Annotated in this window: 10 protein-coding genes; 1 reads left to right on the top strand and 9 read right to left on the bottom strand. The window is 74.3% G+C overall.

What is annotated here, in order from left to right:
• Positions 1–49 precede the first annotated feature (49 nt).
• A complete protein-coding gene (locus ACGH2B_RS04770) occupies positions 50–1,858 on the top strand; it encodes a CocE/NonD family hydrolase (protein ID WP_399084558.1) in 1,809 nt (602 codons plus the stop codon).
• Positions 1,859–1,865: 7 nt separating this feature from the next.
• On the opposite strand, the gene ACGH2B_RS04775 is transcribed toward ACGH2B_RS04770, so the two are convergent.
• Genes ACGH2B_RS04775 through ACGH2B_RS04815 form a run of 9 tightly spaced genes read right to left on the bottom strand, consistent with a single transcriptional unit; the run spans position 1,866 to position 13,435 of the window.
• Positions 1,866–2,381 carry a flavin reductase family protein gene (locus ACGH2B_RS04775; RefSeq protein WP_399084561.1) on the bottom strand — a complete coding sequence of 172 codons (516 nt, stop codon included), beginning with the start codon at positions 2,379–2,381 and terminating at the stop codon, positions 1,866–1,868.
• A gap of 43 nt (positions 2,382–2,424) precedes the next feature.
• The gene (locus ACGH2B_RS04780) at positions 2,425–3,702 is read right to left on the bottom strand and encodes an acetyl-CoA carboxylase biotin carboxylase subunit family protein (RefSeq protein WP_399084564.1); all 1,278 of its coding nucleotides are present in this window, start codon (positions 3,700–3,702) and stop codon (positions 2,425–2,427) included.
• On the bottom strand, positions 3,699–4,694 hold the full coding sequence (locus tag ACGH2B_RS04785) for a 3-oxoacyl-ACP synthase III family protein (protein WP_399084567.1): 996 nt from the start codon (positions 4,692–4,694) through the stop codon (positions 3,699–3,701). Before ACGH2B_RS04785 ends, ACGH2B_RS04780 begins: the two co-directional genes overlap by 4 nt.
• Complete coding sequence (locus ACGH2B_RS04790; protein WP_399084570.1) at positions 4,691–5,497, bottom strand: thioesterase II family protein; 807 nt, start codon at positions 5,495–5,497, stop codon at positions 4,691–4,693. The genes ACGH2B_RS04785 and ACGH2B_RS04790 overlap by 4 nt, the downstream gene beginning before the upstream one ends.
• Positions 5,494–8,574 (bottom strand): amino acid adenylation domain-containing protein, encoded by a 3,081-nt coding sequence (locus ACGH2B_RS04795; protein ID WP_399084573.1) that lies wholly within the window; start codon positions 8,572–8,574, stop codon positions 5,494–5,496. Before ACGH2B_RS04795 ends, ACGH2B_RS04790 begins: the two co-directional genes overlap by 4 nt.
• Positions 8,571–9,632, bottom strand: coding sequence for a MupA/Atu3671 family FMN-dependent luciferase-like monooxygenase (locus ACGH2B_RS04800; RefSeq protein ID WP_399084575.1), 1,062 nt, complete (start codon positions 9,630–9,632; stop codon positions 8,571–8,573). The genes ACGH2B_RS04795 and ACGH2B_RS04800 overlap by 4 nt, the downstream gene beginning before the upstream one ends.
• A gap of 2 nt (positions 9,633–9,634) precedes the next feature.
• A complete protein-coding gene (locus ACGH2B_RS04805; RefSeq protein ID WP_399084578.1) occupies positions 9,635–11,200 on the bottom strand; it encodes an amino acid adenylation domain-containing protein in 1,566 nt (521 codons plus the stop codon).
• Positions 11,201–11,253: 53 nt separating this feature from the next.
• Positions 11,254–13,146 carry a beta-ketoacyl synthase N-terminal-like domain-containing protein gene (locus ACGH2B_RS04810; protein ID WP_399084581.1) on the bottom strand — a complete coding sequence of 631 codons (1,893 nt, stop codon included), beginning with the start codon at positions 13,144–13,146 and terminating at the stop codon, positions 11,254–11,256.
• 13 nt (positions 13,147–13,159) lie between these two features.
• Positions 13,160–13,435 (bottom strand): acyl carrier protein, encoded by a 276-nt coding sequence (locus ACGH2B_RS04815; RefSeq protein WP_399084584.1) that lies wholly within the window; start codon positions 13,433–13,435, stop codon positions 13,160–13,162.
• Between the last annotated feature and the right edge of the window lie 406 nt (positions 13,436–13,841).

Genomic DNA, 13,841 nt, shown 5'->3' on the forward strand with positions numbered 1-13,841 from the left:
TCGCCGGGACTCTGGGTAGTGCAGCCCCAGCCGAGGTGACGGTCCGCCGGTGAGCAGGGCGGGGCGGCTGTGCGGTGGTGTCGTGGAGTGCGGGGGCGGGTCGGTGTTCGGCAGGGAGGGGCGGGGCGGGATGCTGCGTCGGGCGAGTGAGGTGGGTCTGGAGGTTCCGCTGCGGGACGGGGCGGTCCTGCGGGGGCTGCGTTGGGCCGCGGAGGGCGGGAGCGGCGGTCCGGGGCAGCCGGTCGCGGCGCCGGTCGTGCTGCTGCTCACTCCGTACGGTGCCGAGTGCTACGGGGCCGACGGGGGCACGTTCGCCGGGGGCGGGTTGCACTTCGTCGCTCTGGATGTGCGGGGGCGGGGCGCCTCGGACGGGGATTTCCGGCCGTTCGTGCACGACGGCGACGACGGGCACGACGCGGTGCGGTGGCTGACCGAGCAGGAGTGGTGCAGCGGTGAGGTGGTGCTGTACGGCGGTTCGTACAGCGGCTTCACGCAGTGGGCGACGGCGGCGACGCGGCCGCCGGGGCTGCGGGCGATCGCGCCGGTCGCCTCGGTGTACCCGGGCATCGACTTCCCGATGGCCCACAACATCTCGAAGGCGTTCTCCGCCCGGTGGCGGGCGCTGCGGCGCGCGCCCCACGACGGTCCGCCGCGGGAGGACGCGGGCAGCGGTCTGATCAGCGCCGGGCGGCCGTACCGGGACCTGGACGTGGCCGCGGTCGGCCGGCGGCTGCCCGCGTTCCAGGAGTGGCTGGACCACCCGGCGCTCGACGCGTACTGGGCGGGCCTCGCCCCCACCCGGAGCCAGTACGAGCGGATCACCGTGCCGGTGCTGACGATCACCGGTCAGTACGACGACGACCAGCTCGGTGCGCTGACCTATTACGAACGGCATGTGCGGGCGGCGCCGCCCGGGACCGTCGCCCGGCACCTGATGGTGATCGGGCCGTGGGATCACGCCGCGACCCGGTCGGCCGCCCGCAGCTTCGGCGGGCTGACCTTCGCCGAGAGCAGTGCGATCGATCTGCAGGCGCTGCAACTGGCCTGGTACCGCTGGGTGCTGGGCCGCGGGGAGCGCCCTGCCTTCCTGGGCGACCGGGTGACGTACTTCCATGTCGGCGAGGACCGCTGGCGCAGTGCTCCGAAGCTGCCGGGCGGCGAGGACTTCCTGCGGCTGTATCCGGTGGCCGAGGCGGAAGCCGGCCCCCGGGGCGTGCCCGCGTACGGGCTCGGCACGGCGCCGGGCGCGGCGGAGCAGGTGGTGCCGCTCCTGCTCGATCCCGGTACCGCCGGGAGTCCGGAGCGCGCCGAGCCGTCCGCCGACCGCACGTTCACGGACGACCGGCCGTTCACCGCCGGGGGTGGCGGCGGAGCGGTGCGGGACGCGGCCGTCCACATCAGCGCCCCGTTCAGCGGGCCGGTGGACGTGTCCGGACGGCCCAGCGCCACCCTGGTGCTCTCCAGCGAACTGCCCGACTTCGACCTGCTGGTGGGTGTCTATCTGCTGCCCCGGGACACCGGCGCCCCGCTCCGTCTGCTGTCCGAGGCCGCCTGGCGCGCCCGCTACCGCGCGAGCCTGCACCGCGCCGATCCCTGGCCCGCCGGCCGCACGGTGGAGGTCGTGATGCGTGACTTCTCGTTCACCTCCCTGCGGATCGACGAGGGTGACCGCGTCGCGCTCGTGCTGCGCGCGCCGCACCGGCGTTGGCAGCCGAACCAGCAGGCGGGCGGGGTCACGGCGGACGAGACGGCGAAGGACGCGGTCGCCGGGGTGGTCCGCCTCCACCAGGGGCCCTCCCGGCCCTCGTTCCTGAGCCTGCCGGTCAGCGGGTCCGCGGAGGGGCGGCCGGACCGGTGAGCGTGGCTCAGAGCCGGCGCGGGGCGTGGAAGTCGCGGCGGTACCAGACCAGGGGTGCCGCCTGGCCGCCGGTGCGGACGCCGCTCAGTTCGCCGAGGACGAGGTCGTGGTCGCCGGCGGACAGCACCTCCGTGCGGGTGCAGCGGATGGCGGCGTTCGCGCCGGGCAGGTAGGGGGTGCCCGAGCCGGGCCAGGACTCGAAGCCGCCGGCCGCGGCGAAGCGGTCGGTGCCGCGGGCCGCGAACGCCCGTGAGACGTCCCGCTGTTCCTCACCGAGAAGGTTGACGACGAACTCGTCGGCGGTGGTCAGCGCCGCGTGGCAGCTCGACTCCCGGCCGATGCCGACGAGCAGCAGCGGGGGTTCCATGGACACGGAGGTCACCGCGCTCGCGGTGAAGCCCCAGCGGCGGCCCGTGGCGTCCATGGTGGTGATCACCGTGACCGGTGCGGCCAGCAGGGCCATGGTGTCGCGGAAGCTCGTGGCGCTGATCGGTTCGGGGGCGGTCCTGGTGGGCGTGGTCACTTCGCGCTCCTCGCGGGGTCGGGTCGTAAGAGGGGAAGCCGGCTCAGCACAGCAGGTCGCGGGCGGCGAGCCGCCGCGTTCCTTCGGCGAACTCGAACTCGTAGCCGAGGACCGAGAGCGCCTTGTCGACGAGCGCGCCCATCGCGGCGTGGTCGGGGGCGACGCCCCACAGCAGGTCCATCGGCTGGGTCATGACGCCGCCGTCGAGACGGTCGCCGATCCGGCGGTAGGTGCGGTATCCGGCGATTCCGGGGAGTTCGCGGACCTCGTGGTCGCCGTGGACGGCGGTCAGGGTGGCGGGCTCGACGGGTGCCAGGCCGTAGCGGAGGAAGTGGACCTGCTCGGGCCGCAGGCGCGGCGGCCGGACGCGCCTGCCCAGGGCGAGGAGCGCGGCCATCCGGACCAGGTCCACCCCGCAGGCGAACTGGGCGAGGTGGTTGACGTGTCCGCCGATCCGGCCGTTGACCTCGATGATCCGCGGTCCGTCCGGGGTCAGCTTGATCTCCGTGTGGGCCAGGCCGCTGGTCACGCCGAGGGCGGCCAGGGCGCGTCCGGCGAGGTCCTCGACGGCGGACTCCTCGTCCGCTCCCAGGGCGGACGGCCAGTACACCCCGGCCTCGCGGAAGGGGGGTACCAGGGCGTACTTCCCGGAGACCGCGAGGTGGGTGACGCCGTGGGGCGAGCAGAGGCTCTCGACGGCCACGTAGTCGCCGAAGGGCAGGTCCCGGCGGCCCTGGAGGAATTCCTCGGCGACGAAGACGGGGCCGGGGCCCGCCGCGGGAACGGCGGCGAACGCCTCCGCCACCACGCGGGCCGCCTCCTCCTCGGTGTGCACCACGTAGGTGGCGCGGCTGCCTTCGCCGCGTACCGGTTTGATGATGGCGGGCAGGCCGGTGACGGCGAAGGCGCGCGGTCCGTCCTCGGCGGTGTGGAGCGGGTGGCTGCGGACGTCGTCGACGCCGGCCTCGCGCAGCCGGGCCCGTTGGCGGGTCTTGTCGGTGAGGAGCTGCGCGGTGTCCGGGTCGTGTCCGGGGAGGCCGAGCGCGCCGGTCAGGGCCGCGGTCGTGCGCAGCATGGATTCGCTGAACGTCAGCACGGCCGCCGGGGCGAGGTCGCGGACCGCCTCGGTGTCCGCGGCGAGGTCGCCGGTCAGGGGGAGGACGGTGCCGAGCCCCTCCAGTACGTGCAGCATCCGGCGGGTGTGCGGGGAGTCGGGGGTGAGGAAGACCGGGGTGCCGAGGCCGGTCAGGCCGGCGGCGATCTCACCGGCCGCGACGGCGCCCCGGTCGTAGACGACGGCGATCTTCGCAGGGGTGGTCATGAGGCCGCTGCCTCCTGGTATTCGAGGGCGGTGATCCCGAAGGTGAAGCCCATGCCGCTGGAGGCGACCAGGATCAGGTCGTGGTGGCGCAGCGTGCGGCGCTGTGCCAGTTCGGTCAGGCAGATCACCGTGTCGGCGCTGGCCATGTGGCCCAGCCGGCCGTAGGTGAAGACGCTGTTCTCCTCGGGCACGTCCAACGCGTCGAGCAGCCGCTTTTGGATGTTGCGGTCGCCCTGGTTGATGACGAGGTGGCCGATGTCGCCGCGTTTGCGGCCGAGGGTGCCGAGGACCTCGTCGGCCAGGGCGACGAAGTTGTCGAGGTAGACCTGGCCGAGTCCCTCCCGGGTGCCCGCGCGGCGGAAGGACGGGCCGTCGGGGCCGTCCTCGCCCGCCCAGAAGTCCGCCCAGCTCGCGTCGGTGCGCATGGCGGACGTCAGATGCCGGTAGCGGATGTCGCCGGGGCCCACCAGGAGGGCGGCGCCGGCGTCCCCCGCGTTGAACAGCGGGCGGGTCGCGGCGTCCCGGTAGTCGACGAGCCGGCCCAGCCGGTCGCCGAGCAGCAGCAGGACGTGGCCGCCGTACAGCGCGCTCTTCTCGGCGGCTATCTGCAGGGCCGCCATACCGGCGTTGCAGAAGTTGCCGAGTTCGAAGCAGTGGGCGCGGTCGATGCCCAGCTCGTGGGCGATCTTCGCGGCCGGGGACCACGCGGGGCGGTCCCAGACGCCGGAGCCGGCGTAGATGACGTGGGTGATCCGCGAGCGGGGGACGCCGCTGCGGGCCAGGACCGCCTCCGCGGCGTCCCGGGTGATCTCCCACGCGGTCTCGTCGGGGCCCAGTACGGGGATGGTCTCGGTGCCGGAGGTGATGTTCAGGATGTCGGGCAGCGGGAGGCCGGACGCCTCGTGCATCTGCTGCACCGTGATCCGGCCTTCGGGGAAGCGGACGTCGAGGTCGAGGACGCCGACCGGGCCGGCGGGGGGCTGGTGGGTCATCGGGCACCCGCCCGCTGGGCTGCGGGGACGCCGGAACGTGTGGTCACGGAGTTCTCCATCGGGTCGCTCGCGCGGGCGGCGGCCAGGGCACCGGCCACCGCGGCGGCCTGGGGTGCGGGCCAGCCGCGCAGGTGGAAGTGGTCTCCGGGGAAGACCTCGAGGTGGGTCCCCCCGGTGGTGTGGCCGGCCCACGCGGCGGCGTCGTCGACGCTGGTCGTGGGGTCGTTGTCGCTGATCAGGACCGTGATCGGGACGGGCACCACGGCGGCCGGATCGGGCCGGTGGTCCCGTACCGCGGCGACGTCGGCGCGGAACGCCGGCAGGCTCAGCCGCAGCAGGTCCTCGTGGGCGAGGACCCGCGGATCGGTGCCGGACATCCGGCGCATCGCGTCGAGGAGTTCGGCGTCGGAGCCCGGCCACCGCTCCTCGCGCGGCCGGGACGGTGCCCGGCGGCCGGACAGGATCAGCCGCGCCGGGGCGAGCCTGCGGCAGAGTTCGAAGGCGAGGATCGCCCCCATGCTGTGGCCGAGCAGGACGAGCGGCCGTTCGGTGTGTCCGGGCACCTCCGCGTCGAGGGCCGCGGCGATCGCGTCCACCAGGCCGTCGACCGTGTCGATCGCCGGTTCCCGGTGGCGGTCCTGACGGCCCGGGTACGCGACCGTCAGGACGTCCGCCGTGCCGTCCAGGTACCTGGCCAGGTCCCGGAAGAACGTGGCGGTGCCGCCGGCGTGCGGGAGGCAGAGCAGCCGGGGCGTGCGGTCCGCGGGATCCGCCGTGAACCGCCTGATCCAGCGCCCGGTCATGAGTGGACGATCGCCTGGAGCTGTTCCAGGACGGCTTCGGCGAGTTGGCGGCCGGCCTCCGGGGAGACCCGGGCGGGGTCGACCGTGACGTCGGCCTTCCACTGGTCGCTGCCGGTCAGGCGGCCGATCTCGACCGACACCGGGAAGCTGTTGCGGTCGCTCAGCCACCATGGGCCCGTCCGCAGGTGGTCGAGGCCGGCCAGGGTGTCGGCGACCGTGAAGCTGGTGAAGTTGAACAGCGCGGTGAAGGGCGCGGCGCCGACCTCGCGCTGGATGCGGGCGAGGGGGAAGCGGCGGTGCGCGAGCATCTCCTGTTCGGCGGCGAACACGGCCCTGATGAGTTCGGGCCACGGCCGTCCGGCGAGGTCGAGCCGTACGGGGACGGTGTTGAGGAAGAGGCCCAGCGCCGTCTCGGCCCCGGCCACCTCCGGGCGGCCGTTGACCACCATGCCGGTGACGAGGTCCTTGTCACCGGTGAGGTGGCCGAGCGCCGCGAGGTGGGCCGTCAGGTAGACGCTCTTGGCCGGGGTGCCCAGGCGTGCCGCGAGGCTCTCCACCTGCTCCACCAGCGGGCCCGGGATGAGGACGCGGGTCTCGGGGCCGGGTCCGGCGGCCGGGTCCGGGCCGTCGGGTTCCGGCGCCGGGAGCCGGGTGGGGGTCGCGCCCTCCAACTGGGCGGCGAAGAACTCTCGGGCCCGGTCGGAGTCCGCCTCGGCGCGCTCCAGTGCGACGAAGTCGCGGTAGCGGAAGGTGTGCTCACCGGGCGGCAGCGCGGGCAGTCCGGACAGCTCGCGGTCGTACCCGGTCAGCAGGTCCGTCATGAGCTGGGCGAAGCTCCAGCCGTCCAGGACGGAGTGGTGGGCGGAGACGGCGAGGTGGAAGTCCTCCTCGGCGTGCTGGATCACATGGCAGCGCACCAGCGGTGCCCGGGTCACGTCGAAACCGTTGCGGACCTGCCCTTGCCACCAGGAGCGCACCGCCTCGTCCGGGTCGCAGCCGGCGGGCGCGGGCACCAGGGTCGCGGTCAGCTCGGCCTCCTGGTGGACCTGCTGGACCACCTGGCGGTGTGTGCCCAGGTCGAAGGAGGTGCGCAGGATCTCGTGGCGCGCGACGAGGGCGGCGAGCGCGCTGTCCAGGGCCGGCAGGTCGAGCGGGCCGGTGACCCGGACCGACTCCAGGTCGTGGTACAGCGTCGGATCGCCGCTGACCTTCGTGTGGAAGATGATGCCCTGCTGGAGGGCGGAGGCCGGGTAGACGGCCTCGACCCCTTCGGGTGCGGGGAACTCCTCGCCGGAGCCGCCGGCGCCGGGGCCGTCGCCCGCCTCCTCGGTCCGCGTACGGCACCAGGCCGCCAGTTGGGCGACGGTCGGGTTGCCGTAGAGGGCGACGACGGTGAGCGGGAGGCCGGCTTCCCTGGCGCGGGCGACCAGGGGGATGGCGCGGATGGAGTCGCCGCCGAGGGCGAAGAAGTTCTCCTGCCGGCCGATGTCCGCCACGCCGAGCTGCTCGGCCCAGATCTCGGCGAGCACCTTCTCGACGTGGTCGGCGGGGGCGGCGCGTTCCCCGTCCGCGGCGCGCGCGGGGCCCGCGGGCGCGGGGAGCGCGTCGCGGTCGAGCTTGCCGTTGACCGTCATCGGCAGGGCGGGCAGCGGTACGAAGTCGCCGGGCACCATGTGGGCGGGGAGCGCGGCGGTGAGCGCGGTGCGCAGGGCGGCGGCGGTGCCGGCGCTGTCGTCGCCCACCCAGTAGGCGACGAGCCGCTGTTCCCCGGGCCGGTCCTCGCGGACCAGTACGACGCTCTCGCGGACGGCGGGCTCGCGCAGCAGCGCCGCCTCGATCTCGCCCAGCTCGATGCGGAAGCCGCGGAGCTGCACCTGGCCGTCGGAGCGGCCGTGGAAGTAGACCTCCCCGGCGCCGTCGTGTTCGGCGAGGTCGCCGGTCCGGTAGAGCAGGGTGCCGTCGTCCGCGAAGGGGTCGGGCAGGAACCTCTCCCGGGTCAGCTCGGGGCGGTTGAGGTAGCCCTGGGTGACGCCGGCGCCGCCGACGTACAGCTCTCCGGTCCGTCCGGCGGGGACGGGGCGCATCTCCTCGTCGAGGACGTGCAGGGTGAGATCGGCCAGGGGGCGGCCGATGGGGCTGCGGCGGTCGTCGAGGTCGGCGCGCCGGACGCGGCGGAGGGTGACGTGGACGGTCGTCTCGGTGATGCCGTACATGTTCACCAGCTCCGGTGCCCGGTCGCCGTAGTGGCCGATCCAGGGGCGCAGCGTGGCGAGTTCCAGCTTCTCCCCGCCGAAGACGACGGCGCGCAGCGAGGTGTCGGGGAAGCCCGCGTCCTCGGCCGTACGGGAGAGCTGCCGGAAGGCCGAGGGGGTCTGGCTGAGCATGGTGACGCCGCGGTCGACGAGCAGCCGCAGGAATGCCTCGGGGTCCCGGCTGACGTCGTAGGGGACGACGACCACCTGGCCGCCGTGGAGCAGGGCGCCCCACAGTTCCCAGACGGAGAAGTCGAAGGCGATGGAGTGGAACATCGTCCAGACGTCGTCCGGGCCGAAGCCGAACTCCGGCCGGGTGGCGGTGAAGAGGCGGACGACGTTGTGGTGGCTGACCACCACGCCCTTGGGGCGGCCGGTCGAGCCGGAGGTGTAGATGACGTAGGCGGTGTCGTCCGGCCCGGCGCCGGTGTCCGGCGCCGTCTTTGGTCCGTCCGCCGCGTGCGGACCGGCGGGGTCGATCGTCTCCAGGTCGAGTCCGGCGACCGGTGTGCCGACCAGGAGGCGGGCGCCGGCGTCCGCGACGGTGTCGCGCAGCCTGGCCAGCGGGTAGCGGGGGTCGAGCGGGAGGTAGCCGGCGCCGGCCTTGAGGATGCCGAGGACGCCGACGACGAGGTCGGTGTCGCGCTCGGCGCAGAGCGCCACGAGCTGTCCGGGGCGGACGCCGGACCGTACGAGGGTGTGGGCCAGGCGGTTGGCGGCGCGGTCGAGTTCGGCGTAGGTGAGGGCGCGGGTGCCGTCCGAGACCGCGGTGCGGCCGGGGTGGCGGGCGGCGGTCTCCGCGAAGAGCTGATGGAGCGTGGTCACGAGTTCTCCCCGTCGTGCTGGCTGAGGCGGCGGAGCCGGTCGAGGTGGGTGAGGCCGGCCAGGACCTGGTCGGTCGGCACGCCGAAGTCGATGAGGCAGGCGACCTCGTCCACTCCGATGTCCTTGAGCCGGCGGACGACGCGCAGCGCCTTGTCCACGTCGCCCAGGAGGCCGCCGTCGTCGTAGTAGCGGTCGAAGGCCCTGGCCACCAGGAAGTCGATGTCCCTCTCGCGCAGTTGGGACGGATCGACCTTGCGGGCGCTGCCCAGGCCGGAGCCGAGCAGCAGCCCGAGCGAACTGCGCAGGTACGCCGAGAGCGGCCGGCGGACGGTCTCCCTGATCGCGTCGTCGTCCTCGCCGAGGAACGCGTGGACCATCACCGCCACGTGTCCCGGCCGGCCGTCGGCGTCGGGGCGGTCGGCCACCGCCTTGCGGTAGGCCGTGATCTTCGCCGCGAGCTGGTCGAGGTCCTGGCCCAGCAGATGGGTCAGCAGGCCGTGGCCGCGCCGGCCGGTCTCCTCGACGGTGCGCGGGTCGCCGCCGCTGGTGATCCACACGGGCAGCTCGGGCTGGACGGGCCGCGGGTAGGAACGGACCGTGGCCGGGCCGCCGGTCCCGTCCGTCACCTGCAACTCCTCGCCGCGCCAGAGCCGCCGGACGGTGTCGGCCTGGTCGAAGAGGCCGGTCTTGCGGCTCTCGTAGGCCGAGGGGTTGAAGCAGAAGTCGGCGGCGTGCCAGCCGGAGGCGAGCGAGATGCCCGCCCGGCCGCCGGAGATGTTGTCCACGACCGCCCACTCCTCGGCGATCCGCAGCGGGTGGTGCAGTCCGGCGACGACGCTGCCCGCGCGGATGCCGATCCGTTCGGTGACGGCGGCGATCGCGGCCCCGGTGACCGAGGGGTTCGGGTAGGTGCCGCCGAAGGGGTGGAAGTGGCGTTCGGGGGTCCAGACCGCGGTGAAGTCGTTTTGGTCGGCGAACTTGGCTCCTTCCAGGAGCAGTTCGTACCCGGATCCGTCGGTTCCGCTGTCGTTGGCGAAGTAGAAGAGGCTGAAGTCCATGATCATCCCGTCGTGGCCGGGCGGCGGTCCGCCAGCATCTGCTTGATGGCAACGCGATCCGTCTTGCCGCTGGCGTTGAGCGGCAGCGCCGCCAGGCGCTCGCAGCGCTGCGGCACCATGTGGAGCGGGAGCCGCTCACGCAGCCAGCGCTGGAGTTCCTTGCGGTCGAGGTCGGCGTCGGCGGTGTAGAAGCCCGCCAGGCCGACGCTGCCGCCGTGCGCCTCCGGGACGACGACCGCCTCGGCGATACCGGGGTGGCGGCGCAGCACCGTCTCGATCTCGCCCAGCTCCACCCGGTAGCCGCGGATCTTGACCTGGTTGTCGAGGCGCCCCAGGTGGACCCAGGTGCCCTCCTCCAGCCGGACGCGGTCGCCGGTGCGGTAGTAGTGCTCCTCGGTGAGCGGCTGTGTCCCGTCGTACGGCTCCGACCGGCCGTCGCGCATCGCCAGGAAGCGGCCCGCGTTGTCCTCGGGGTCGTGGTAGCCGGCGAAGCGCTGGGCGCCGCGGACCACCAGTTCCCCGTCGGTCGCGGGGCGGCCGTCGTCGTCGAGGACGAGCCACTCCAGGAAGTCGTAGACCTCACCGATCGGCACGGAGTCGTTGGAGGTGCTCGGCCAGCGCTCCTCGTCCGCGGGCAGCTCGTACCCGGCGCAGGCCACGGTGAGTTCGGTGGGTCCGTAGACGTTGCCCAGGAGCGCCTGGGGCGCGATGCGGCGCCACGCCCTGGCCTGTTCGAGGGTGAGCTGCTCGCCGATGAAGAGGCTGTAGCGGAGCGTTCCGGCGTGGCCGGTCAGCTTGCCCAGGCTCTGGCTCACCGAGACGACCGAGGGCACGGAGAACCAGTGCGTGATCCGGCGCTCGGTCAGATACGTCACCGGCGTCAGCAGTTCGGTGCGCTGCGGGACGACAAGGGTGGCGCCGGCGGCCCAGGTGACGAAGAGGTCGAAGACCGACGGGTCGAAGGTGAGGTCGAAGGTGTGCGACACCCGGTCGCCGGGCCGGACCTGGTAGCGCTCCAGGGAGTGCGCGATGTAGGCGGCGGCGTTCCGGTGGCTGATCGGCACGCCCTTGGGCCGGCCGGTGGAGCCGGAGGTGAAGAGGAGGTAGGCCACCTCCTCGGGGTCGGTCCGGTACTCCGGCAGCTCACCGGGCTCGGGCAGCCGGTCCAGTTCCGGGCCGTCCAGGGTGAGCACCCGCAGCCCGTCCCACTGCGCGGGGTCGGCCGTCTGCGGGGCGCCGTTCTCGTCCGCCAGCAGCAGGTCGATCCCGGCCAGTTGGCAGGTCGTCCGGTTGCGGGTGGCCGGGAAGCGGGGGTTGAGGGGGACGACGGAGGCGCCCAGCCGCAGGGCCGCGAGGTAGCCGACGAACGCCACCTGGCTGCGCAGGGCCAGCAGGGCGACCCGGCGGGGCGCCTCGCCCCGCTCGCGCAGGATGCGGCCGGCCAGCGCCTCGGCCCGGCGGTCGAGTTCGCGGTAGGTCAAGGCGGCGTCGCCCACTTCCAGGGCGACTCGGTCGGGATGGTCCGCCACCGACGCGGCGAACCACTGGTACAGCGTGCGAGCGCGCACGGACAACTCCTACGGATCGGGGGAACAGCGGATGATCGCGGGATACCGGCGGTTCAGTCCGCGAGGGCGGGAACGGGACCGAGCGCCCAGTAGCGCTCGCGCCGGAAGGGGTAGGTGGGAAGGGCGACGCGGCGGCCGCGGTCCGGGGAGAGGGCGGGCCAGTCCACCGCGACACCGTGCAGCCACGCGGTGTGGACCGCGTCGTCGATCAGGTCGCCGGCGTCCGCCGCCTCCGGGAGCCGTACCGGGATCGCGCCGGCGGGTACTTCGGCGTCGCCCGGCACCACCGTCAGCCGGCCCTTGAACGCGGCGCGGAGCCGGGCCCGCACTTCCGGGGCGACCGGCCGCCCCGGCGGGACGACCAGGGCGGCCTCACGCGGCATGGTGACCCGCGCGGTGCGTACGGCGGGCCCCTCGGGTGTGCGCAGGGCCGCGGCGAGGTCCTCGGCGGGTGCGGTGACCACGCGGCGCTCGGCGAAGGCGGTGCGCCCCACCCGCAGGGTGTACGCGAGATCGCCGACCGGGGCCGCGTGGGACTCCACCGCGTCCGCCAGCCGCAGCGCGAGGGCGTCCAGCTCCTCCCGCGTCCGCGCCGACAGCGGCAGCCGGACCAGGGCGGGCGTGGCGGCCGGCGGGCGGACCGGGGCGGGCGGCGGCGCCAGCACGGCGGCGGCGTTCATTCCGCCGAAGCCCATCGCGTTGACGAGGACGAACGGGGCGCCGCCGGTGCGCCGCCCGCTCGTGGTGACGGTGAAGGGGCTGCGCGCGAAGGACTTGGGCTCGCGCGGCGACGAGAAGAGGGGGTGCGGCGGAACCGCACCGGTGCGGACGACGTTCACGGCGTTCAGCAGGGCGGCGATGCCCGAAGCGGCCCCGGCGTGGCCGATGTTGGCCTTCACCGAACCGAGGGCGATACGGCCGGGCTCCGGGGCCGGGTCGCCGCCGAGCCCCGCGGTGAGGCCGCGGATCTCGATCCGGTCGCCGATCGGCGTGGCGATGCCGTGCCCCTCGACGTAGCCGAGCCGGTCGGCGGTGACCGCCGCCGCGCGCAGGGCGTCCCCCACGACGGCCGCGACTCCGGCGGCGCTGGGCGCGGTGAAGCCGGGGCGCTGGTCCCCGTGGTTGCCGACGGCGGTACCCCGGATCACCGCGAGGACGGGGTCCCCGTCGGCCAGGGCGTCCGGCAGGCGGCGCAGCACCACGGCGCCGACGCCCGAGGAGTAGGCGGTGCCGGTCGAGGCGGCGTCGTAGGAGCGGGTCAGCCCGTCGGCGGAGAGGGAGCCGTCGGGGCGCCTGCGGTAGCCGATGACGGGTTCCAGGACCGTCGCCCCGCCCGCCAGCGCCATCTCGCAGTCGCCGGCCAGCAGGGCCCGTACCGCGTGGTGCACCGCGTACAGCGCCGAGGCGCACGCGGCCTGGACGCCGGTCGCGGGGCCGCGCAGCCCCAGCTTGTAGCTGACCCGGGCCGCCGTGAAGTCGCCCACCCCGCCGAGGTGGTGGTGGAGGTCGCCGAGCGCGGCGGGCCAGCCGTCCCGGTCCGCCTTGGCCGCGAGCAGCCGGGCCGAGTAGGGGCCGGCGTGGCTGCCCGCGAAGACGCCGGTCCGCGGGGCGGGGGTGCGGGGCGGGTGCCCCGCCGACTCCAGGGCCTCCCAGCACACCTCCAGGAAGAGCCGCTGCTGCGGATCGATGGTCTCCGCCTCGTCCCGGGAGTACCCGAAGAAGCCGGCCGCGAAGTCGGCCGCACCCCGGACGCGGGCGGCCCGCGGGACGAAGTCCGCCGCGGTGAACTGCTCGGACGTGAGACCCGCCGCGTACAGCTCCGTCTCGGGGATGTCCCGTACGGAGACCAGGCCGCCCTCGATGTTGCGCCAGAACTCCTCCGGCCCGCCGGCGTCCGGGAACCGGCAGCCCGCGCCGATCACCGCGATATCGGTGTCCCGCGTCATGGTCCGCCCCCCGTCAGTTCGCGGCGGGGACGGCGCCGGCCGGCGCCGTCGGCTCGCCCGAGGCGGCCAGGTACTCGGCCTGCGCCTGCACGGTCGCGTAGTCGAAGAGTTCGGCCGCCTCCAGTTCGCTGCCGGCCAGCCTGTTGAGGCGCTCCAGCAGCACGATGAAGAGCAGCGAATCGCCGCCCGCCTCGAAGAAGTTGACGTCGACCGGCACCTCCTCCTGGTCCTGGTCGAGGACCTCGGCCCAGATCTGTCGCACCTGCTGGAGTAGAGCGAAATCGCTCATCGTCGGTCACCTTTCGGGCAGGCCGGACCACGCCGTGGACCACGGCGGCGCACGGCTGCCGGGCACGACGGGACAGGCGGGATATCGGCCGGGGAACTCCCTCGCGGCCTGATCAACTGACCTCGAACTGAGGTGACTTCATCGTCCCGGCGGCCCTGACGAGCGTCAAGCGATCAAGTGCGGGGGGCGGGAGTTCGGCGATACGCCGTCGCGGCCGAACGGTGCGGGCCGCTCCGGCGGGGGCGCGCCACGCCGTCGCGGCCGCCCCGGGAACGCCGGAGGCCGGCCCGCCCTTCGGCGGACCGGCCCGGTGGTACGGCTCCGGAGACCTGCGCGCGGCCCGGCGGGCCGGCCGGTGTACGCGGCTGCCCGGCACACCCGTTGCCGCGAACGGCACCCGCCCCGT

Source organism: Streptomyces sp. BBFR2 (assembly GCF_044497305.1).
In the GTDB taxonomy this organism is placed as follows: Bacteria; Actinomycetota; Actinomycetes; order Streptomycetales; family Streptomycetaceae; genus Streptomyces.

Coding starts and splice junctions, on each gene's coding strand:
- ACGH2B_RS04780 (WP_399084564.1), bottom strand. CDS start 3,702: ATGACCACCCCTGCGAAGATCGCCGTCGTCTACGACCGGGGCGCCGTC.
- ACGH2B_RS04785 (WP_399084567.1), bottom strand. CDS start 4,694: ATGACCCACCAGCCCCCCGCCGGCCCGGTCGGCGTCCTCGACCTCGAC.
- ACGH2B_RS04790 (WP_399084570.1), bottom strand. CDS start 5,497: ATGACCGGGCGCTGGATCAGGCGGTTCACGGCGGATCCCGCGGACCGC.
- ACGH2B_RS04800 (WP_399084575.1), bottom strand. CDS start 9,632: ATGGACTTCAGCCTCTTCTACTTCGCCAACGACAGCGGAACCGACGGA.
- ACGH2B_RS04810 (WP_399084581.1), bottom strand. CDS start 13,146: ATGACGCGGGACACCGATATCGCGGTGATCGGCGCGGGCTGCCGGTTC.
- ACGH2B_RS04815 (WP_399084584.1), bottom strand. CDS start 13,435: ATGAGCGATTTCGCTCTACTCCAGCAGGTGCGACAGATCTGGGCCGAG.